The sequence below is a fragment of the Kribbella sp. CA-247076 genome, assembly GCF_050942445.1.
Lineage (GTDB): Bacteria > Actinomycetota > Actinomycetes > Propionibacteriales > Kribbellaceae > Kribbella.
In genome coordinates this window covers 2,676,551-2,696,358 of record NZ_CP192051.1, presented here as the reverse complement: position 1 = coordinate 2,696,358, position 19,808 = coordinate 2,676,551, and the positions used below count along the sequence as shown (strand labels likewise).

General features: G+C 70.4%; 16 protein-coding genes. 6 read left to right on the top strand and 10 right to left on the bottom strand.

The genetic code is table 11. The features are described 5' to 3' along the window. Positions 1-97: 97 nt before the first annotated feature. The 3 genes from lpdA to ACQPYZ_RS12885 all read left to right on the top strand — a co-directional run bounded on the left by lpdA (position 98) and on the right by ACQPYZ_RS12885 (position 4,766). Positions 98-1,477: a dihydrolipoyl dehydrogenase gene (lpdA, locus tag ACQPYZ_RS12895; RefSeq protein WP_433167744.1), complete on the top strand. Its 1,380-nt coding sequence runs from the start codon at positions 98-100 to the stop codon at positions 1,475-1,477. Between the two features lie 138 nt (positions 1,478-1,615). Then, on the top strand, positions 1,616-3,640 hold the full coding sequence (gene sucB, locus ACQPYZ_RS12890) for a 2-oxoglutarate dehydrogenase, E2 component, dihydrolipoamide succinyltransferase (protein ID WP_433167742.1): 2,025 nt from the start codon (positions 1,616-1,618) through the stop codon (positions 3,638-3,640). Positions 3,641-3,875: 235 nt separating this feature from the next. Beyond that, positions 3,876-4,766 carry a TIGR01777 family oxidoreductase gene (locus tag ACQPYZ_RS12885; RefSeq protein ID WP_433167740.1) on the top strand — a complete coding sequence of 297 codons (891 nt, stop codon included), beginning with the start codon at positions 3,876-3,878 and terminating at the stop codon, positions 4,764-4,766. A 49-nt stretch (positions 4,767-4,815) separates the two neighbouring features. Here the strand turns inward: ACQPYZ_RS12885 and ACQPYZ_RS12880 are convergent, their stop codons facing one another. Next, the gene (locus ACQPYZ_RS12880; RefSeq protein WP_433167738.1) at positions 4,816-6,867 is read right to left on the bottom strand and encodes a protein kinase domain-containing protein; all 2,052 of its coding nucleotides are present in this window, start codon (positions 6,865-6,867) and stop codon (positions 4,816-4,818) included. Between the two features lie 108 nt (positions 6,868-6,975). Here ACQPYZ_RS12880 and lipB point away from each other — a divergent pair, with 108 nt between their 5' ends. Continuing rightward, positions 6,976-7,689, top strand: a complete 714-nt coding sequence (gene lipB, locus ACQPYZ_RS12875; protein WP_433167736.1) for a lipoyl(octanoyl) transferase LipB — start codon at positions 6,976-6,978, stop codon at positions 7,687-7,689. Here lipB and ACQPYZ_RS12870 read toward each other — a convergent pair. Further along, positions 7,671-9,056, bottom strand: coding sequence for a sulfatase family protein (locus tag ACQPYZ_RS12870; protein WP_433167734.1), 1,386 nt, complete (start codon positions 9,054-9,056; stop codon positions 7,671-7,673). The genes lipB and ACQPYZ_RS12870 overlap by 19 nt on opposite strands. Positions 9,057-9,071: 15 nt before the next feature. Then, positions 9,072-10,385: a sulfatase-like hydrolase/transferase gene (locus ACQPYZ_RS12865; protein ID WP_433167732.1), complete on the bottom strand. Its 1,314-nt coding sequence runs from the start codon at positions 10,383-10,385 to the stop codon at positions 9,072-9,074. 88 nt (positions 10,386-10,473) lie between these two features. Here ACQPYZ_RS12865 and ACQPYZ_RS12860 point away from each other — a divergent pair, with 88 nt between their 5' ends. Continuing rightward, complete coding sequence (locus ACQPYZ_RS12860) at positions 10,474-11,943, top strand: hypothetical protein (protein ID WP_433167730.1); 1,470 nt, start codon at positions 10,474-10,476, stop codon at positions 11,941-11,943. A gap of 231 nt (positions 11,944-12,174) precedes the next feature. On the opposite strand, the gene ACQPYZ_RS12855 is transcribed toward ACQPYZ_RS12860, so the two are convergent. The 5 genes from ACQPYZ_RS12855 to ACQPYZ_RS12835 form a co-directional block, all read right to left on the bottom strand. Next, positions 12,175-13,140, bottom strand: coding sequence for a LysR substrate-binding domain-containing protein (locus tag ACQPYZ_RS12855; RefSeq protein ID WP_433167728.1), 966 nt, complete (start codon positions 13,138-13,140; stop codon positions 12,175-12,177). Positions 13,141-13,249: 109 nt separating this feature from the next. Then, on the bottom strand, positions 13,250-14,422 hold the full coding sequence (locus ACQPYZ_RS12850; protein ID WP_433167726.1) for an ABC transporter permease: 1,173 nt from the start codon (positions 14,420-14,422) through the stop codon (positions 13,250-13,252). After that, on the bottom strand, positions 14,419-15,300 hold the full coding sequence (locus ACQPYZ_RS12845; protein WP_433167724.1) for an ABC transporter ATP-binding protein: 882 nt from the start codon (positions 15,298-15,300) through the stop codon (positions 14,419-14,421). Before ACQPYZ_RS12845 ends, ACQPYZ_RS12850 begins: the two co-directional genes overlap by 4 nt. 193 nt (positions 15,301-15,493) lie before the next feature. Further along, complete coding sequence (locus ACQPYZ_RS12840) at positions 15,494-15,694, bottom strand: hypothetical protein (RefSeq protein ID WP_433167723.1); 201 nt, start codon at positions 15,692-15,694, stop codon at positions 15,494-15,496. After that, the gene (locus ACQPYZ_RS12835; RefSeq protein ID WP_433167721.1) at positions 15,691-16,431 is read right to left on the bottom strand and encodes an SDR family oxidoreductase; all 741 of its coding nucleotides are present in this window, start codon (positions 16,429-16,431) and stop codon (positions 15,691-15,693) included. Before ACQPYZ_RS12835 ends, ACQPYZ_RS12840 begins: the two co-directional genes overlap by 4 nt. Before the next feature lie 131 nt (positions 16,432-16,562). On the opposite strand from ACQPYZ_RS12835, the gene ACQPYZ_RS12830 reads away from it, so the two are divergent. After that, complete coding sequence (locus ACQPYZ_RS12830; protein WP_433167719.1) at positions 16,563-17,750, top strand: low temperature requirement protein A; 1,188 nt, start codon at positions 16,563-16,565, stop codon at positions 17,748-17,750. On the opposite strand, the gene ACQPYZ_RS12825 is transcribed toward ACQPYZ_RS12830, so the two are convergent. Both ACQPYZ_RS12825 and ACQPYZ_RS12820 read right to left on the bottom strand, forming a co-directional pair. After that, the gene (locus tag ACQPYZ_RS12825) at positions 17,705-18,388 is read right to left on the bottom strand and encodes a response regulator (RefSeq protein ID WP_433167718.1); all 684 of its coding nucleotides are present in this window, start codon (positions 18,386-18,388) and stop codon (positions 17,705-17,707) included. The genes ACQPYZ_RS12830 and ACQPYZ_RS12825 overlap by 46 nt on opposite strands. After that, entirely contained in the window at positions 18,381-19,766 is a 1,386-nt protein-coding gene (locus ACQPYZ_RS12820) for a sensor histidine kinase (protein WP_433167717.1), read from the bottom strand. The genes ACQPYZ_RS12825 and ACQPYZ_RS12820 overlap by 8 nt, the downstream gene beginning before the upstream one ends. Positions 19,767-19,808: the final 42 nt, after the last annotated feature.

Below are 19,808 nucleotides of genomic sequence, written 5' to 3'. Positions count from 1 at the left end.
CGGGGGTGGCGCCCGGCGGTATCGGTGAAAGGATGACGCCGGGCCGGCACCGCGATCCGGGGCCGCCTGCCGACGCTCCAGACCCACGGAGGAACCTGTGACCGACAGTGGTACGACGTACGACCTGGTGATTCTTGGCGGTGGCAGCGGTGGCTACGCCGCCGCGCTGCGGGCCGCGACGCTCGGGATGTCCGTGGCGTTGGTGGAGAAGGACAAGGTCGGCGGGACCTGTCTGCACCGCGGCTGCATCCCGACCAAGGCGCTGCTGCACGCCGCCGAGGTCGCCGACTCGGCCCGCGAGGGTGAGCAGTTCGGCGTCCGGACCACGCTCGAGGGCGTGGACATGGGCGGGGTCAACAAGTACAAGGACGGCGTCGTCGACCGGCTCTTCAAGGGCCTGCAGGGCCAGCTGAAGGCCCGCGGCATCACGGTGATCGAGGGCGAGGGCCGGCTCACGTCGGCGACCACGGTCGAGGTCGGCGGGACGACGTACACCGGCCGTCACGTGATCCTTGCCTCCGGCTCGTACTCGCGCTCGCTGCCGGGGCTCGAGCTGGACGGTCACCGGGTGATCGCCTCCGAGCACGCGCTGACGATGGACCGGGTGCCGGAGTCCGCGGTCGTACTCGGCGGCGGCGTGATCGGCGTCGAGTTCGCCTCCGCGTGGACCTCGTTCGGCACCAAGGTGACGATCGTCGAGGCGCTGCCGCGGCTCGTCCCGGCCGAGGACGCCGACTGCTCGAAGACGCTGGAGCGGGCGTTCCGGAAGCGGAAGATCGCGTTCAAGACCGGTACGCCGTTCGAGTCGGTCGAGGTCGTCGACAACGGCGTCCGCGTGACTGTCGCCGGCGGCGAGGTGATCGAGGCCGAGGTGCTGCTGGTCGCGGTCGGTCGTGGACCCAACACGAGTGGACTCGGCTACGAGGAAGTCGGCGTCGCGCTCGACCGCGGTTTCGTCACCGTCGACGCGACGCTGCAGACCAGCGTGCCCGGAGTATACGCGGTCGGCGACATCGTGCCCGGGTTGCAGCTCGCACACCGAGGGTTCCAGCAGGGCATCTTCGTCGCCGAGCATCTCGCCGGGCTCAAGCCGACCCCGATCGACGAGGCCGGCATCCCGCGCGTCACCTACTCCGAGCCCGAGGTCGCCTCCGTCGGCCTGACCGAGGAGCAGGCGCGGGCGAAGTATGGCGACGTCGACATCCTCAACTACAACCTCGGCGGCAACGGCAAGAGCCAGATCCTCAAAACCGCCGGGTTCGTGAAGCTGGTCCGGGCCAAAGACGGCGCCGTGGTCGGGCTGCACATGGTCGGCTCCCGCGTCGGCGAACTCATCGGCGAGGCCCAGCTGATCTACAACTGGGAGGCGTACCCGGCCGACGTCGCACCGCTCGTGCACGCCCACCCGACCCAGAACGAGGCCCTCGGCGAAGCCCACCTCGCGCTTGCCGGGAAGCCCCTGCACTTCCACGACTGACGCACTCGGGCGGGCCACTGGCCCGCCCGAGTAGGTTTGAGGCTGTCGGGGCGTGCGTGTCCGCTGACCCGGATCCCGCCCGCGCCGGCGGCACCGTAGGCTGACCTCGACCGAACAGACGAAGGAGCAACGACCGTCATGCCGACCTCTGTATCCCTGCCGGCCCTCGGGGAGAGCGTCACCGAAGGAACCGTCACCCGCTGGCTCAAGCAGGTCGGCGACACGGTGGCCGTCGACGAACCCCTGCTGGAGGTCTCGACCGACAAGGTCGACACCGAGATCCCCTCGCCGGTGGCGGGCACCCTGCTCGAGATCAAGGCCGCCGAGGACGAGACCGTCGAGGTCGGCGCGGAACTGGCCGTCATCGGCGACGCCGGCGAGTCGTCCGGCACCTCCGACCAGGCCCCGGCGCAGGACGCCCCGGCTCAGGAGGCGCCTGCTCAGGATGCACCCGCTCAGGAGGCTCCGGCTCAGGAAGCTGCGGCTCCGGCCCAGGAGGCTCCGGCTCAGGCTCAGGCTCAGGCCCCGGCTCAGGCTCAGGCCCCGGCCCAGGAGGCGCCGGCTCAGCAGGCTCCGGCCGAGCAGCCCGCGCAGGCCCAGGAGGCTCCGGCGGCCCAGTCGTCCGGTGACTCGGGCGGTGCTGCCGGCGGTACGCCGGTGACGCTGCCCGCGCTGGGCGAGAGCGTCACCGAGGGCACGGTCACCCGCTGGCTCAAGCAGGTCGGCGACGACGTCGCGGTCGACGAGCCGCTCCTCGAGGTCTCCACCGACAAGGTCGACACCGAGATCCCGTCACCGGTCGCCGGCAAGCTCCTCGAGATCAAGGTCGCCGAGGACGAGACCGTCGAGGTCGGCGCCGAGCTGGCCGTCGTCGGCTCCGGCGACGCCGCGCCGTCCTCCTCCGCTGCCGCCTCCGAGGCCCCGGCCCAGACCGAGCAGCCCCAGCAGACCGAGGCCCCCGCCCAGGACCAGGCGCCTGCCCAGGACGAGGCACCGGCTCAGGCGGAGGCACCTGCTCAGGCCGAGGCGCCGAGCCAGGCTCCGGCGCAGGCACCCGCTGCCCAGGCCCCGGCTCAGGCACCCGCGCCGGCCGCCGCACAGGCTCCGTCCGCGCAGGCGCCGGCTCCGCAGTCCGCGCAGGCTCCGGCCGCTGCCCCGGCTCCGCAGGCCGCACCGGCTCAGGCCCCGGCACAGGCTCCGGCCGGCGCGGCTCAGGCCTCGCCGAACGGCTCCTCCTCCGACGGCCCGAACTACGTGACCCCGCTCGTCCGCAAGCTCGCCGCCGAGCACGAGGTCGACCTCAACGCCGTACAGGGCACCGGCGTCGGCGGCCGCATCCGCAAGCAGGACGTCATCGCCGCCGCCGAGGCGAAGAAGGCTGCCGCGTCGGCCCCGGCCGCCGCTCCGGCTGCTGCCTCCGCACCGGCGGCGAAGCCGGCCACGGTCAGCCCGCTGCGCGGTACGACCGAGAAGATGAGCCGGATCCGCAAGGCGATCGCCAGCCACATGGTCAACTCGCTGAAGGTCTCGGCCCAGCTGACCACGGTGGTCGAGGTCGACGTCACCGAGATCGCCCGGCTGCGGAACGCGAAGAAGGCCGAGTTCGAGGCCCGCGAGGGCGTCAAGCTGTCCTTCCTGCCGTTCTTCGCACTGGCCGCGGTCGACGCGCTGAAGCAGTACCCGAAGCTCAACGCCTCGATCGACGACGAAAAGGGCGAGATCACGTACCACGCCGCCGAGCACCTCGGCATCGCGGTGGACGTGGAGAAGGGCCTGATGGTCCCGGTCGTCCACAACGCCGGCGACCTGAACATCGCCGGCCTGGCGAAGAAGATCGCCGACCTGGCCGACCGCACCCGCAACAACAAGGTGCTGCCGGACGAGATGGCCGGCGGGACCTTCACCATCACCAACACCGGCAGCCGCGGCGCGCTGTTCGACACCCCGATCCTGAACCAGCCGCAGGTCGGCATGCTCGGGACCGGCGCCGTCGTCAAGCGCCCGGTGGTCATCACCCACCCGGAACTCGGCGAGACGATCGCGATCCGGCAGATGGTCTACCTGGCGCTCACCTACGACCACCGCCTGGTCGACGGCGCCGACGCCGCCCGCTACCTCACCGCCGTCAAGCAGCGCCTCGAAGAGGCCCAGTTCGACGTCTGATCCACCCCGAGCTGCGTGCCCCCGGCACCACCTCCGAACACCACCGCTGGGCCTGTCTCCCCGAGACAGGCCCAGCCCCATCTCAGGCCGGCTCCGCGGGCTCCGGGAGCAGGCGACGGTGAACCCCTCCGGAGAGCCGGTTGGGTTGGTGGATGTCCGGCTGGTTACTGTCTGAGGCCGGTGGCGGTTTCCGACCGGGTACTGCCGGAGCAGGACGACCCAAGGAGCGAGCAGGATGAAGTACGTGCTGGCCGGCGCCTCCGGCTTCCTCGGTACGGCGCTCACCCGCGACCTGGTTGCCGACGGCCACCAGGTGACCCGGCTGGTACGTCGTCCGCCCACCGAACCGGACGAGATCCGCTGGGACCCGGCCCGTGGTGACCTGGACCCGGCCAGCCTCGACGAACCCGACGTACTCGTGAACCTGGCCGGCGCGAACATCGGTCGCCCGTGGACGCCGACGTACCGCGCCGTGCTCCGGGAGAGCCGCGTGAGTACGACGAGCACGCTGGCGAACGCGGCCGCGCAACTCGACCGGCGGCCGGCCGTGATCACGCAGAGCGGCATCGGCGGTTACGGCCTCGACTGCGGCGACCGCGTACTCACCGAGGAGTCCGAGCTCGGTGACGGCTTCCTCGCGGACGTGGTCCGCATGTGGGAAGGCGCCCTCGAGCCGGCCCGTGCGGCCGGCTGCCGAGTCGCCGCTGTCCGCACCGGCGTGGTCCTTGATCGCAAAGCTCCAGCGTTCCAGTTGATCAGCCTCCCGTTCCGCGTCGGTCTCGGCGGTCGCCTGGGGTCAGGCGACCAGTACTTTCCGATCGTCTCCCTCACCGACTGGCTCCGCGCGATCCGCTTCGTCGCCGACCACGAGACCCTCTCCGGCCCGGTCAACGTCGTCCTCCCGCACCCGGCGACCAACCGCGAGTTCACCGAAGCGCTGGCCACCGCCCTCCACCGCCCGGCCCTGGTGCCGGTCCCGGCCTTCGTCCTCAAGGCCGTCCTCGGCGAGTTCGCCTGGGAGCTCATCGGCAGCAACCGAGCCATCCCCACCCGCCTCCAGTCCGAAGGCTTCACCTTCCACCACCCCACCGCCCAATCAGCCCTGACCTCCGCCCTCAACCGCTGACCCCGGAGCTCTTGACTGAGCACGCGAGTTCGAGTGCGACCGAGGTTGCTCAAGCGGCGGTGATGGCTGAGATCCGCCAGGTCGTGGCCGCGTCGGCCCTGCTGGTGGTTGGCGTGGACGGGCCGGTGGGTGGGCGCGTGGGCGCGGTGGTGGTTGGGTGTGTGGTCAGGGTGATCAGTCGGGTCGTGGGCGGCGCGGGTGGGAGTTGGGTGGCGGTGCCGGTTCGGGTGACGGCTTGGCCGGCGGTGAGGTGGTCGGTGGTGCGGAGGACGACGGTTGTGGGGGTTCGGCTTTCGACGGTTGTGCTGGTGATGCGGATCTGGAGGTCGCGGATTCGGAGCTCGTGTTTCCGGTAGGTGGCGAGGAGGGCTCGGTCGGCTGACCAGGGTGCGCTGCCGGGGACGTAGACGCGGTCCAGGAGGCGCGGGTCGAGGGTCCAGAAGGCTTGGGCGCGTTGGGTGTCGAGCGCTTGGAGGGTCTGGGTCCACTTGGCGGCGTCAGCGCGGGACGCCTTGGGTGGTTGGGTTGGCGAGGTCGTGGTGGACGGCAACTGCTTGCTGGACGGCGAGGCCGCGGCGGCGGGCGACGTCGAGGTGGACGGGTTTGTGGACGGCGTGGTGGACGACGCGCTGCTGTTCGTGGGTGACGTCGGTTGGTTGGTGGTTGCTGCTGTGTGGGTTGGGTTGTCGAGCACGCCGACGGTGATCAGGCCGAGGATCAGGACGACGGCTGCTCCCAGGCCGACGGCCGCGAGTACGCCGTACGCCGGGTGGCGGAAGCTGACGCGGCTGAGGGCTGCGACTGGTGCGATACGGGTGATGCGTCTGCGGCGCCAGGTGCGTCGGCGGCTCGGGCGTCGGACACCGCGCTGTGAACGGACGGCGGTCGGGGCATCTGGGGCATGCGCCACGCTTGCGGACCAGTTGCCAGATGAGCTCAGGCCGGAGGTCATTTCCGCAAGCTCTGCGTGGTCTGCGTCATGACGGTCGACCTCGCTTGGGGTGGTGGCGGTCGGGTCAGCGTGGGCTGCTGGTGGAGGGGTGAGGCGGGATAGGGGGTTGGGGGGTGGGGTTCGGGCTCGGCCGAGCTTTGTGCGGGATTGGACGCGGGTCGGCTTGACGGTTGGGCGGAGGGGTTTGGGTGGGGGCGGTTGGTGGAGGACGGGTTGGGGTGTAGTGGGTGGCGGCGTGACGGGTGGAAGTGGGGCTAGCGGCGTGCGGGCGCGATGGGGTGGGTCGGGCGGGGTTGGGGGCTTGGTGGTGGGGCGCGGGCGCGGTGGTGTGGTGGGCTCCTTGTCGTCGGTGAAGGCGAGGTTGATGGGGACGGGGGTGGCGAGGGACAGGAGACTCTGGCGGGCGGCGGGGGTTAAGAGGTTGGGAGTAAAGGTGGTGGGATCGCCGCCGGAGTGGTGGGCCACGGCGGCCAAGGCGGCGAAATCGTCGGCCAGTGTGTAGCGCTGCGCCCGGGTGGGCCAGTCGTCAGGCGGCGTGGGGTGCGGGGGCTGGGCAGTTGGTGCGGAGCGCGGGGGCGGGGCGGTTGACGTGGAGGGCGAGGGCGGGGTGGTCGGTGCGGAGGGCGGGGGCAGGGTGGTTGGCTCGGCGGGTGGTGTGGAGGGGTTGGTTGGGGTGCGTGGGGTGGAGAGGTGGGGGTGGAGGGCGGGGTCTGTTAGGAGGGGGCGGCCGTCGGCGTCGAACATGATGTTGGCGGGGGTGACGCGGCCGTGGGTGAGGCCTGATCGGTGGAGGTGGTCGAGGGCTTCGGTGAGCGGGCTGAGCAGGGTGACGAGCTCGCCGTCGGTCAGCGGTCCGCGGCGGCCGAGCAGGGCGCTCAGCGAGCCGGCGACGACGTACTGACTGAAGAGGAGCCACTCGGTGCCGGTCTCGCGGACCTCCTGGAGGCGCGCGAGGTGCGGGTGGGTGATGCGCTGCAGGACGGCGAGGTCTTCACGGAGTTCCTCCGGGTGGGCGATCGCGGTGGTCGGGATGCGTTTGAGCACGGCGTTGCGGCCAGAAGCCCGGTCGCGAACCAGCCAGACAGTGCCGGCCGATCCGGACCCGAGCTTCCGGCGCAGGCTGTAGCCGGCGATGTCTTCGAGTGCCATGCCCTAGAGAGTGCACGAATCGCGACCACCACCCCGGAAGTTATCCACAGGCTCGGCCCTGTGGACGGCGGCGAACGGCCGCTGGCGGGGCGGCATACACTCAAGGGCGTGAGGAAGATCAGGTACGTCGAGGCCGGGTTCGGTGCCGACGCGGTGGACTACGAGACCGCGTGGGCCGAGCAGCGGCGCCTGCACGCGGAAGTTGCCGAGGGCACCGGTGCGGACACGGTCATCCTGCTGGAGCACCCACCGGTGTACACGGCGGGCAAGCGGACCGAGCCGCACGAGCGTCCGCTGGACGGGACGCCGGTGGTGGACGTCGACCGGGGCGGGAAGATCACCTGGCACGGTCCGGGGCAGCTGGTGGGCTACCCGATCGTGAAGCTGGCCTCACACGTGTACGTCGTCGACTACGTCCGGCGGCTGGAGGAAGCGCTGATCGCGGTCTGCGCCGAGCTCGGCGTGACCACCGGTCGGGTCAAGGGCCGCAGTGGCGTGTGGGTCGCGGCGGACGAGCGCGGCCGGGAGCGGAAGATCGCGGCGATCGGGATCCGGGTCTCGCAGGGCGTGACGATGCACGGGTTCGCGCTGAACTGCGACAACGACCTGGGCTGGTTCGACCGGATCGTGCCGTGCGGGATCTCCGACGCCGACGTGACCACGCTGTCCAAGGAGCTCGGCCGGGACGTGACTGTGACCGAAGTGCTCGAGCCGGTCCGGCGTCAGCTCAACCGGATGCTCGCCTGGGACGAGTACGAGCGGACACCCGACATCGGTCACCAGGAAGAGCCGACGGCGATCACCTACGGGCTGACCGTCTGAGGCAGCGGCGGCAGACCGACCGTCGCGCGCCAGTTGGTGTGGAGCTCGTGCAGCCGCCCAACGACTGACGGTTCCTCGGCGAGGCGATTACGCTGCTCGCCCAGGTCGTCGGCGAGGTTCGCAAGGAACCAGCCGTCGCCCATCGGCGCGTGTTCGTACTCCCGCAGATGCTGGACTTGAGGAGTCTCACCGACCCACGACAGCTTCCAGTCGCCTGCCCTCACGGCCCACTGGAACTCGCAGTCCCAGTGCAAGGCCTCGTGCGCGGCGGCGCCCTCCGCCCCTGACAACACCGGCAGGAGGTTGATGCCGTCCGCGTCCGGGACCGCGGCACCGGCCGCGGACAGCAACGTCGGCACGAGATCGAGCGAGCTCACCACTGCGTCCGTACGACGGCCGGCCGGCAAGTCCCCCGGCCAGCGCCAGATCATCGGGACCCGGATGCCGCCGTCCCACAGCGTGTACTTCGTCCCGCGCAGCGGAGTGTTGTCGCCGAAGTTGCAGGTGGAGCCGCCGTTGTCGGTGAGATACACGACGATCGTGTTGTCGTCGACGAGCTGCAGCAACCGCCCGATCTCGGCGTCCATCAGTTCGAGTTGTGCGAGGTAGTACTCCCGGCCGTGGGGCAGGTTCGGCACGATCGCGTCGTCGTACCACTCGGTGAATTCGCCGGCCTCCGGCGTCCAGTCGCCGAACGCCGGCAGGCCGCGGGCGGCGAGCTCGTCCTCGGGCAGTTGCCAGCAGAAGTTGTGCACCGCATTGAACGCCAGCATGCAGAAGTACGGCCGGTCGTCCGCGGACGTGATGAACTCCCCCGCCCGCCGGCCCAGCTCGGCGGTGAGGAACCCTTCGTGCTCGACCGGCTCGTCGCCGCTCAGCAGCGGCTGGACCGCCATCCGGTGCGCCGCCTCCGGACCGTACGACGACATCGCCGCCTCCGAGTGGTGCAGGTAGTTGAGCCGCCCGTAGGACTGACCCGCCAGCCCGTACAAGGTCTCGTCGAACCCGTGGTGCGGCGGGCAGGCCCGATCGCCGACCGACTCAGGGCCGTAGTGCACCTTCCCGAAGTATCCGGTCCGATAGCCCTGGTCGCGCAGCAGCTCCGCCAGTGTCGGTACGTCGTCCGGCGGGAAAGCGGCCGAGTCGAACCACTGTCCGCCCCACCGCTGCTGATACCGCCCGGAGATGATCGCCGCGCGTGAAGGACTGCAGATCGGCGCGGTCACGTACGCGTCCATGCAGGTCACTCCCTCGGCGGCGAGCTGATCCAACGCAGGCGTGCGCACGTCCGGATGCACCCCGAGAGCGCTGCGGTCGGCGTAGCCGTGGTCGTCGGACACGATCAGCAGGATGTTCGGCGCGGTCACGGTGGATTCCTCTTCTCAATCAGCCGCGCTCGCGCGGCGGGTCGCCTGGTCCGACTTCGCCCGGTGGTCGGTCGCGTCTGGGTCGAGGATGGCTCTGAGTTCGGCGTCGAGTTTGTCGACAATCCAACGATCGGACGACAGGTCGTGGACCTCGAGCGGATCCGCCTCCAGGTTGAAGACCTGCGGTTGATGAGCAGCGCCGTAGTAGCAGTACTTCCACGGCCCCGACTTCAGCATGTACCCGCCGTCCACCATCCCTTGGGCGTGGTACTCCGACAGCACCGGCCGGTCGACGGGGTCGAGCAGTGTGTGACCGGGCAGTGCCGGATCAGCGGGCAGGCCGGCGATGTCCCGCAGTGTCGGGAGTACGTCGACCAGACTGACGTGGGACGTCACTCGCGCCGGAGCCAGGGCGGGATGGCGGAGGAGCAGCGGGATGTGGACGGCCGGTTCGTAGAAGCACTGCTTCTGCCAGATGCCGTGGTGCCCGGCGAGCTCGCCGTGGTCGCTGGTGTAGATGACGACGGTGTCGTCCGGGACCGCCGACAGCAGCCGGCCGATCTGGTGGTCGAGGTGACTGATCAGCGCCCAGTAGCAGACCGTTGCCTCCCGCATCTGCTCCTCGGTAATCGGCTCGTCGTTGCGGAATCCGTGCCGCAGCAGCGAAATCACCGGATGCTGTGACGACACCGGCTCGTTCCACGTCGGCGGCAGTTCCACCTCGGCCGGATCGTAGAGGGCCCGGAACTCCGGCGGTGCCACCAGCGGGAAGTGCGGATGCATGTAGCCGACGTACAGCAGGAACGGCTCGTCGCCGGGATCGTTCAGGAACTGCAGCGCGGCGTCGGTGGCGTCCACGTCGTGCTGCGTGTGCACATGGTCGCCGGTGCCGTGCTCGGTGACGTGGGAGTTGGTGGGGCGCTGCCAGTCCGGCGTACGACGGGGCGGGCGGCCGCTGTGGTCGATCCAGAAGTCCAGGTCGTCGGTGAGCCGGCGGTCGAAGCCGAGCGTCCGGTCCGGGCCGTTGAAGTGGGTCCGCCCGGCGATCACCGTCTGATAGTCGGTCAGATGATGTCCCCAGGAGCGGAAGTCCGGGCCGGGGACCACTCCGTTGTCCCAAGCCCCGATCTGGTGCACGTACTGCCCCGTCATCAGCGACAGTCGCGACGGCACGCACATCGGGCTGTTGGTGTACGCGCGGTCGAAGGACACGCCGTGCGCGGCGAGGCGGTCGAGGTTCGGCGTTCGTACCTGCGGGTGACCGGCCCAGCCCGCAGCGGAACCGGTGTGCTCGTCGGACAGGATGACCAGGATGTTCGGACGGTTCACGGGGTCTACCCTAGGCAAGCGATTGCCCGCTCGCGCGGTTGCGAAGTGTCTGCGGGGTGTGACGGCAAAACGTCGCTACCTTGGTGGTGTGACCAAATTTCTTGGGTTCTTGCTCGGGGTGGCGGTCGCGCTGGCCGGGCCGGCGGTGTTCGGGGTCCTCGCGGCGCCCGGCGGGATCGAGCTGAACACGAAGGAGATGGCGCTTGCCTACGGCATCGGCGCGCTGATCTTCTGGGCGGTGGTGTCGTACTTCTCCGGCGCCGCGGCGCTCGGTGCGTTAACCGCGTTCGGCACGCTGGTGTACTGCTGGCTGTGGATCCCGAACCGGACCACCAACTTCCTCAACGACGTGCCGGGCGTGACCACGGGGATGATCGAGGGGTCGAGGCAGTACACCCTGAACGGCGTCGTACCGATCCTGACGGTGATATCGCTGGTGTACGCGATCCAGCTGATCGTCCGCAGCGTGCAGCGCCGGCGGCGGGAGCGGGCCGAGGCGGAGCGGTTGCAGCGCGAGCAGGAAGTCGCGCAGGCGCAGCAGGAGGCGGACGCGGCGGCGCTCCATCCGGTTGCCGGGAGCACCTATCCGGCCGAGGGTGGCGGGTACGCCGGTGCGTACGGGAGCGGCACGCGGTACGACGACCTGTTCGACGAGGACCCGGAGCCGGTGCGGCCGCGGAGTCAGGCGGACGAGCAGACCGCGCAGTACCCGGTCTCCGCGCCGGACCAGACCGCGCAGTACCCGACTACGGATGCCCGAAGCAACGAGTCCGGCGACGACACGGTCCTCGTCCCGACCGACCGCGACGAAACCACCCAGGTCCCTGTCACCGAGCCACCGACCCAACAGCCCGTCGCCGAGGCGCCAGGACAGGAGCCCGTCGCCGAGGCGCCAACCCAAGAGCCCGTCGCCAAGGCGCCGACCCAAGAGCCTGTCGCCGAGGCGCCGCAGCAGGAACCGGTCGCCGAGGCGCCGAGGCAGGAGCCGGTCGCCGAAGCCCCAAAACAGGAGCGGGTGGCTGAGGCGCCGCAGCAAGAGCCGGTCGCTGAAGCACCCAAGCAGGAGCCCGTGACTGACGCGCCGCACCAGGAGCCGGTCGCGGACGCACCCAAGCAGAAGCCGGTGGCTGAGGCGCCGAGGCGGGAGCCCGAGCGGCCGACTGCGGTAGCACCTGCTGTGGCAGATGAGCCGACGGTCACGGCGCCGGTTGCAGGGCGCGGGACGAACGCGGACGCTCCTGAGGCAAATCCGGTGGAGCCCGGGGCGCCGTCGGCGGAGAGCCCGCAGACCGAGCAGCCGAAGGCGGCTCAGGGCTCGGCGGAGAAGCCGGTGGAGCCGAGGACGCCGGCGGTGGAGGACTCGCCGGGGCCGAAGGGCGGTGGTGAGGAGCCTGTGCACGGTGGGAAGAAGGTTGAGGCTCGGGCTGTGCCGGTCGGTGACGAGCAGGTGGGGCAGCAGTATCGGGAGCGGATGGAGGACCCGGAGGACACCGGGGAGTTCCACTTCAACGCGTTCGAGAGCCCGGCGCAGGTGAGCATCCGCCCAGCCGGCGCCTGAAACGCGGATCGCCGGGCCCATCACACCTGAGGCGGGGATCCCCGCGCCCATCACACGTGAGGCGCGGCTCGCCACGCCATCACACCGGGGGCGCGGATCACCGGGCCGTCAGACCGGGGCGCGGATCGCCAGGCCATCACATTCGCCGGGTTCGCGCAGACGTAGGCTCAGCCGGCCACACGAACTGTGATTTGTGATGGCCTGAGGGTCCGCGCCGCGAAAACGCCGGGGTCAGGCCACGTGCATTCTTTGGACCTGGTCGCGGCGGGCGTGTTCTGCGAAGGCTTCGTCGTACGCGGCCGTCGCCATCTGCAGCACGTCCGGCGCCATCTGCGCCCGGGGTGACTCCGTGCTCCACGCCAGCAGCAGCCGCCGGTGGATCGGGTCGCCCACCAGGGTCCGCGTGGTGACGTCGCTGGAGAGCATCCGGTACGACGTCGGCGAGATCAGCGCGACGCCCTGACCGCTCGTCACGAAGCCCATCAGCACCGACGTGTCCACCGAGTGGTGCTCCACCTTCGGCTGGAACCCGGCCTGCTCGCACGCCGCCCGGAAGAGCACGTGGAATCCGCTGTCGTCCGGCGGCTCCCCGATCCACTCCTCGGCGGACAGCGCCGCGAGGTCGATCTCACCGCGGTGCCGCGACGCCACCGCGAGCGGGTGGTCGGCGGCCATCACGACGTACGCCGACTCGGAGTCGACGACCGTGCACGCCTCGACGCCACTCGGCAGCCGCAGCTCGAACCCGGGGAACTCCCGCAGCAGCGCGAAGTCGAGCCGGCCGCTCTCCAGCTGCTGCAGGAGCACGCTGGACGACCACTCGACCTCGATGCTGACCTGCTCGATCTCGCCGTGGTCCCGGAGCCGGGACGCGATCCCGGACATCGGTGCGGTCGGGAAGCCGCCGAGCCGTACGGCGCTGGAGTCGACCGCCGTCATCGCGGACACGGTCGCGGAGAGGTGGTCGACGTCGACCAGGATGGCGCGGGCGCGGTCCACGGCGTACCGGCCCAGTGCGGTCGGGGTGACGCCGGTGCGCGAGCGCTCGAAGAGTTCGCCGCCGAACGCGGCCTCGATGCGTTTGAGCTGCGCGGTCAGGCTCGGCTGGCTGACCTTGAGCCAGCGGGCGGCCCGTCCGACGGACCCCGCTTCTGCCACCAGGACCACCACCCGCAGGTGGCGCAGCTCGACGTTCATGCGTTGAGACCGTAGTCCAGGTCGGCGCACAGCACACAGTTTCCGAGTGTTGCGGTTTTGTCACAGCCGAGCCCGACCGTGTAACGCCGGGCCCGGCTGTGACGATAGGTCATGACGCTTCGAGCGACAGTGCCTCTCGGTAGCCGAGTCGACGGCCGGTCTGGAGCAGCGTGCGCTCGTAGAGGCGGGCGCCGAGCCGGACGATCAGCACGGTGGCGACGAGCAGGAACACGATCGCCAGCAGCGGCTGCCAGAGCGGCACCTCCTCGGTCAGCATCCGGCCGGGCATCGCCATCGACGACGCGATCGGCACGAACGAGGCGATCGTCTTGGCCGACGACCCGGCGAACACCGCGAAGAAGAACGGGATCATCAGGATCATCTGTCCCGGCAGCGTGGTCGAGCCGAGGTCCTCCTGCCGGGTGGCCAGCGATCCGGCGACCGCCCAGAGCCCGGCCAGGGCCACGAAGCCGAGCACGAAGAACACCACGAACCAGCCGGCCACCGGGGCGACGACCTTGAGGATGTCGAGCTGGTCGGTGGCGACCAGGCCGACCACCGACGCGCCCGCGATCACCACAATCTGCGAGAGTGCGAGCGCGGTGTTGCCGAGCACCTTCCCCCACAGCAGCGACCGGATCGGTACGGCGGCCGCCAGGATCTCGACGACCCGGCTCTCCTTCTCCTGGACGACGCTCTGCGCGATCATCATGCCGAAGCCGAGCGCGGTCATGTAGAACACCAGCGCGAGGCCGATGTTGACGAACGTCGCCACCACGTCGGGCAGCGGTGCCGGTTTCAGCAGCTCGAGCTCGACCTGCGTGCCGGCGCGCAGCTCGGTGGGTGTCAGGCCGGCCTCGGCCGCGTTCTGCTCCATGCCGACGTTGACGGCGGCTTCCCGAAGCCGGTTCTCCAGCTCGGAGGACACCCGGTCCTTGCCGACGACGACGTACCCGTCGGTGCCGGGCAGCAGCGCGGCTTCGACCTCACCGTCGGTCACCAGCTGCTCGGCGGCCGGCCGGTCCGCCGCCCGGGTGATCTCGTAGCCGTCCTCGCCCGCCAGGACGGACGCCTGCTGGACGACCTTCGTGCCGGCGTCGTCGACGACGGCGATCTTGTCGGGCCCGCCGCTGCCGGCGAGCAGGGCCGGGACGATCACCGCCGCGATGACGAGGACCAGCATCACCAGCGTCGAGCCGATGAAGGTCTTGTCCCGCAGCTTGGTGACGATCTCGCGCTCGGCGATCAGCACCCACGGGCGGTCCAGGGTTCGGTCGTTCATCGGGTCGCCTCCCGGAAGACGTCGCTCAGGGCCACCCGCTCGGGCCCGAACTGGAGCACCGGTCCGCGGGTGATCGCCTGCTGAAGGAGTTGCTGCGCCACGCCGTCGTGCTCGACGTCGAAGAGCGCCGTACCGCCGGCGACGTCACGGACGCGGACGCCCTCGACGTCGCGCAGCCAGCCGGCATCGCCGTCGACCACCAGCTTGTAGGTCAGCGAGGGGCCGGCGGCCAGCTCGGCAACGGGGCCGGCGGCAACGACCTTGCCACGGGCGAGCACGATGAGGTCGTCGCACAGCCGCTCGACCAGGTCGAGCTGGTGGCTGGAGAACAGCACCGGGACCTCCGGTGTCACCTCCTCGCGGAGAAGGTCCACCATCGCGTCGACCGCGAGCGGGTCGAGACCGCTGAACGGCTCGTCCAGCACCAGCGCGATCGGCTCGTGCACCAGCGCGGCAGCGATCTGCACGCGCTGCTGGTTGCCCAGCGACAGCGTCTCCAGGACGTCGGTCGCGCGCTCGGCGAGCCCGAGCCGCTCGAGCAGCTTGTCGGTCCGCTCGGCCGCGCGGACCGGGTCCAGCCCGTGCAGCCGGCCGAAGAACACCAACTGGTCGCGGATCTTCATCTTCGGGTACAGCCCGCGCTCCTCCGGCATGTACCCGAAGTCACGCCGGATCTCCGCCGTCAGCGGACCACCCTTCCAGTGCACCTCGCCCGCGGTCGCGCCGAGGACGCCGAGAATGATCCGCATCGCGGTCGTCTTCCCGGCACCGTTGGCCCCGACGAACCCTGTCATCCGTCCCGGTACGACGTCGAACGTCACGTCGTCCAGCGCCAGCTGCTCCCCGAATCGCCGGGTCAGCCCAGCCACGCTCAGCATCCGTCACCGTTCCCATTCACCTCGGCCGTCCGGCCGGGCCCAGGCCCGACCGCTTCCACTCGGAAGTAACTCCAAGTTAGTGAACGGGTGCCCCCACAGACGTCGGCCCCCAGGGTGATCACGCAGGTCATCCGTACGGCGGACCTGGTGTCATCTGGGGGCCGGCCGGGCAGCTGAGTCCCGGGTCAGTGACTCAGCTGTCGGAGTGGTCCTCCATCGCCTCGACGGCGCCGAGCAGGCTGCGCAGACCGATCTCCTCGCGCTCGACGTCGGCCGGATCCTCGGTCCACTCGGTGACCGGCAGTGCCGCCGCCTCCACCGGGTGGCTGGCCTCGACCATGGTCAGGTCGGCCTCCACCTCGGTCTCCAGCTCGTGCAGGAAGTCACCACTCATGACTTGGCCCACTCGCCGTAGTGGATCCGGCCCAGCGTGACCTCGCCGATCGGGACGAGGGAGTCCTCGACCACCTGCGAACCGAAGTAGGTCGCCTTCGGGTCGGTGATCACCTCGCGCGGGTCGCCGAGCTCGGCGAGCGCCTTCTGGAAGAACTCGTCCATCCGGTACCGGTCCGGACCGGCGATGTCCCGGCGGCCGTTCAGCGGCTCGCCGACGGCGGTCTTGGCGACCTGGTCGGCGACGTCGTCACCGGCGATGGGCTGCCAGCCCACCGGTGCGATGTGTACGCCGTCCTCCTGCGCCGAGGTGTCCGCGATCCCCTTGACGAACTCGAAGAACTGGGTCGCATGGACCAGCGAGTAGGGAATCCCGGACTCCTTGATCAACTTCTCCTGCGCCAGCTTGGCGGCGAAGTAGTCGTTCTCCGGCATCCGCTCGGTGCCGACGATCGACACCGCCACGTGGTGGCCGACCCCGGCCTCCTTCTCCGCGGCGAGCTGGTTCGCGGTCGAGGTGGTGAAGAAGTCCATCACCGCCTGCGCCTCGAACGACGGCGAGTTGGACACGTCGACCACCACCGAGGCACCCGCGAACGCCTCGCTCAGACCCTCGCCGGTGAGGGTGTTGACCCCGGTGTTCGGGGACGCCGCGACCGCCTCGTGTCCGTGCGCCTCGAATCGCCGTACCAGCTTCGAACCGATCAGCCCCGTGCCACCGATCACCACGATCTTCACAGCCGCTCTCCTGTCCCCGGGCACCCCAGTGGTTTCCCGTCGACAGCTAAGACAGCGCAGCCCGCCCACCTGTGACCGTCACAAACACCCGGACTGCCCTGTCTTGGCTGCAGACGGAGAGGACGACAACGTTGCCCGCTGCATCCAAGCCCTTCCGGACCCGGATGATCGCCCGGCCGATCGACGAACCGCACCGGGGCGCCACCCCGCTGGAACTGCTGTTCGACCTCACCTTCGTGGTCGCGGTCGCCGCGGTGACCGCCGAGTTCGCGCACAGCATCGCCGACGGCCACGCCGCGGTGGTCGAGTTCCTGATGGTGTTCTTCTGCATCTGGTGGGCCTGGATGAACTTCACCTGGTTCGCCTCTTCCTACGACACCGACGACGTCGTGTACCGGCTGCTGACGATGCTGCAGATGGCCGGTGTGCTCGTGCTGGCCGCGGGTGTACCGGCCGCGACCGCCGAGTCGGACTACAGCGCCGTACCGTTCGGGTACCTGATCATGCGGATCGGCCTGGCCGCTCTCTGGCTGCGGGCGGGCTACGAGGACCCCGAGCGCCGGCGTACGGCGTTCCGGTACGCCGGTGGGATCCTGACACTCAACGTGTGCTGGATCGGCGCGCTGGTGCTCACCCACATGGCGTTGTGGCTGTTCGTCGTACTGGTCGTGCTGGAGCTCGCCGTACCGCTGTGGGCCGAGCGGCCGCGGGCGACCAACTGGCACCCGCACCACATCGCCGAGCGCTACGGGCTGTTCGTGATCATCCTGCTCGGCGAGAGCGTGCTCGCGGCCAGTCGCGGCGTCCAGAAGGCGCTCGGGGCCGGTGACCTCAACAGTTCGTTCCTGCTGGTCGCGGGCGCCGGCCTGGTCCTGCTGTTCGCGCTGTGGTGGCTGTACTTCCTGCACCCGGCCGGCCACGGGCTGAGCGAGCGACGGACCGCCTCCTACCGCTGGGGGTACGGCCACTTCTTCGTGTTCGCCGCACTGGCCGCCGTCGGCGCCGGACTCGAGGTCGCCGTCGAGGAGGCCGCAAACCACTCCTCGTCCACGACCGCCGGGTACGCCGTCGCCGTCCCGGTCGCGGTGTACCTGCTCACGCTCTGGCTGGTGCATGCGCCGGTGATCAGCCCGCCGGTGACCACACCCGCCCTGATCCTCGGCAGCGTCGCCCTCGTCCTGCTGCTACCGCTCGTCCTCCCGGCAGTGGCCGTGGTGGTCGCGGTCGCGGGGGTCGCCGTACTGCTCGCGGCCCTGGTGATCATCCGGACGAGTCAGCCGGCCGGATCGTCGCCCGGGGTCACCAGGCCGCACTCGTAGGCGAAGACGACGGCCTGGACGCGGTCGCGGAGGCCGAGCTTGAGCAGGACCCGGGAGACGTGCGTCTTGACGGTGGCCTCGCCGACGTACAGCTGACTGGCGATCTCGGTGTTGGTGAGGCCGCGGGCGATCAGGCCGAGGACCTCACGCTCGCGGTCGGTCAGCTCCTCGAGCAGGTCCGGGCGGTAGACCCGTTCGCCGCCGCCGGTGAACCGCTTGATGACCCGGCGGGTCACCTCCGGTGCGAGCAGGGCGTGGCCGGAGTGGACCACCTGGATGGCGTCGACCAGGTCCTCCGGCGCGGTGTTCTTCAGCAGGAACCCGCTGGCCCCGGCGCCGAGCGACTCGAACAGGTAGTCGTCCCGGTCGAACGTGGTCAGGATGACGACCTTGCCCGCGTCCGCGGCGACGATCCGCTGGGTCGCGGTGATGCCGTCCATGCCGGGCATCTGCACGTCCATCAGGACGACGTCCGGCCGGAGCGCGACGGCGAGCTCGATCGCCTTCTCGCCGTCGGACGCCTCGCCGACCACCTCGATGTCCGGCTCGACCGACAGGATCATCCGGAACCCGGCGCGGACCAGGTCCTGGTCGTCGACCAGCAGCACCCGCATCGGTGCCTGCTCGGTCTCACTCATCGATGCCTCCGGTCAGCGGGCGGTTCTGCGGGTCGAGCGGGATCCGGACCCGGACGCGGAAACCGCCGACCGGCCGGGGGCCGATCTCGGTCTCGCCGCCGAGCAGCCCGACCCTCTCACGGATCCCGACATGGCCGAGCCGGCTGCCGACCGGCGCGTGCTTCGGCCGGCCGTCGTCGATCACCTCGAGCTCGACCGAGTCGCCCAGGTAACGCAGGGTGATGTGCGCGCTCCGGGCGGTCGAATGGCGGCGGACGTTGGTCAGCGCCTCCTGGGCGATCCGGTAGACCGAGACCGACACCGTCTCGGGCAGCTTGACCGGCCGGCCGATCTGGTGGAAGCCGACCGACAGGCCCTCGCCGTTGACCTCGGCGATCAGTGCGGGCAGGCGGTCGGCGCCGGCCTGCGGTTCCTTCGCGGCCGGGGAGGCGACGTCGAGATCCGGGTCGGCCGCGCGGAGCATGCCGAGGAGCTGGCGCATCTCGTTGACCGCGGTCCGGCTGGAGTTCTCGATCACGCTGAGTGCGTTCTTCGCGGCGTCCGGGTCGCGCTCCATCACCCGGCGGGCACCACCGGCCTGGACACCGATGCTGCTGATGTGGTGGGCGACCACGTCGTGCAGCTCGCGGGAGATCCGCAGCCGCTCGTCGATCACTGCGCGCCGGGCGTTGGCCTGCTGCTGCGCGGCCAGCTCGGCCGCCTGCTGCTCCAGCTCGTAGCGCTGACGGGCCGTGCCCCACGCCGTACGTCCCCAGAAGTAGGCGCCGAAGAAGTAGAGCACGTTGAGCGCGAGGGTGAGCACGACGCCGGACAGATACGGCGAGAGCACGCCGTCGTTCGGGCCTTCGATGTCGTCGTTCCGCAGCGCCCGGACGAAGTTGATCACCAGCCAGCCGAACATCCCGACGAAGACGACGCCCACCGCCGCCTTCATCAACCGCCGGTCCCGCGCCCACGCGACCGCCGCGTAGATCGCCATGAACTGGGTCGCCTGGGTGACCAGGTTCTGGGCGAAGGCGAACGTCGCCCGCTCGCCGTTGACGACGAACAGCACCGACACCAGGAGCAGCACCGGGACCGGCCAGCGGCGCCGGAAGCACAGCGGGAGCGCGACCGCGGCGCTCAGCACGTACGCCTCGATGCCGCCGATGCCGAGGTCCACCCGGTCCGACGCCACGCCGCGGGCCAGCTCGGTCCCGATCACCCCCGCCACCGCCATGCCGAGCCCGAGCAGGAGGTCGTACCGCTGCTGCTTGTCCGTCGGCCCAGGCCGGAGCCAGCCGCGCACCGTCGTACCGGTCGCGGGCGGTGTGCCCGGCTCGGACCGCACCTCTCCCCCGGTACGGCGCTCGGCCGGCGACTCAGCCGTGGTTGCCATAGTCCATCAGCCTACGGCGTGGTCGGTGCTGTCAGTGGGACG

What these genes read in the sequence shown, in the direction of transcription:
- sucB (WP_433167742.1), top strand. Translation starts at nt 1,616, where the DNA reads ATGCCGACCTCTGTATCCCTGCCGGCCCTCGGGGAGAGCGTCACCGAA.
- ACQPYZ_RS12885 (WP_433167740.1), top strand. Translation starts at nt 3,876, where the DNA reads ATGAAGTACGTGCTGGCCGGCGCCTCCGGCTTCCTCGGTACGGCGCTC.
- ACQPYZ_RS12880 (WP_433167738.1), bottom strand. Translation starts at nt 6,867, where the DNA reads ATGGCACTCGAAGACATCGCCGGCTACAGCCTGCGCCGGAAGCTCGGG.
- ACQPYZ_RS12855 (WP_433167728.1), bottom strand. Translation starts at nt 13,140, where the DNA reads ATGAACGTCGAGCTGCGCCACCTGCGGGTGGTGGTCCTGGTGGCAGAA.
- ACQPYZ_RS12850 (WP_433167726.1), bottom strand. Translation starts at nt 14,422, where the DNA reads ATGAACGACCGAACCCTGGACCGCCCGTGGGTGCTGATCGCCGAGCGC.
- ACQPYZ_RS12845 (WP_433167724.1), bottom strand. Translation starts at nt 15,300, where the DNA reads ATGCTGAGCGTGGCTGGGCTGACCCGGCGATTCGGGGAGCAGCTGGCG.
- ACQPYZ_RS12840 (WP_433167723.1), bottom strand. Translation starts at nt 15,694, where the DNA reads ATGAGTGGTGACTTCCTGCACGAGCTGGAGACCGAGGTGGAGGCCGAC.
- ACQPYZ_RS12825 (WP_433167718.1), bottom strand. Translation starts at nt 18,388, where the DNA reads ATGAGTGAGACCGAGCAGGCACCGATGCGGGTGCTGCTGGTCGACGAC.
- ACQPYZ_RS12820 (WP_433167717.1), bottom strand. Translation starts at nt 19,766, where the DNA reads ATGGCAACCACGGCTGAGTCGCCGGCCGAGCGCCGTACCGGGGGAGAG.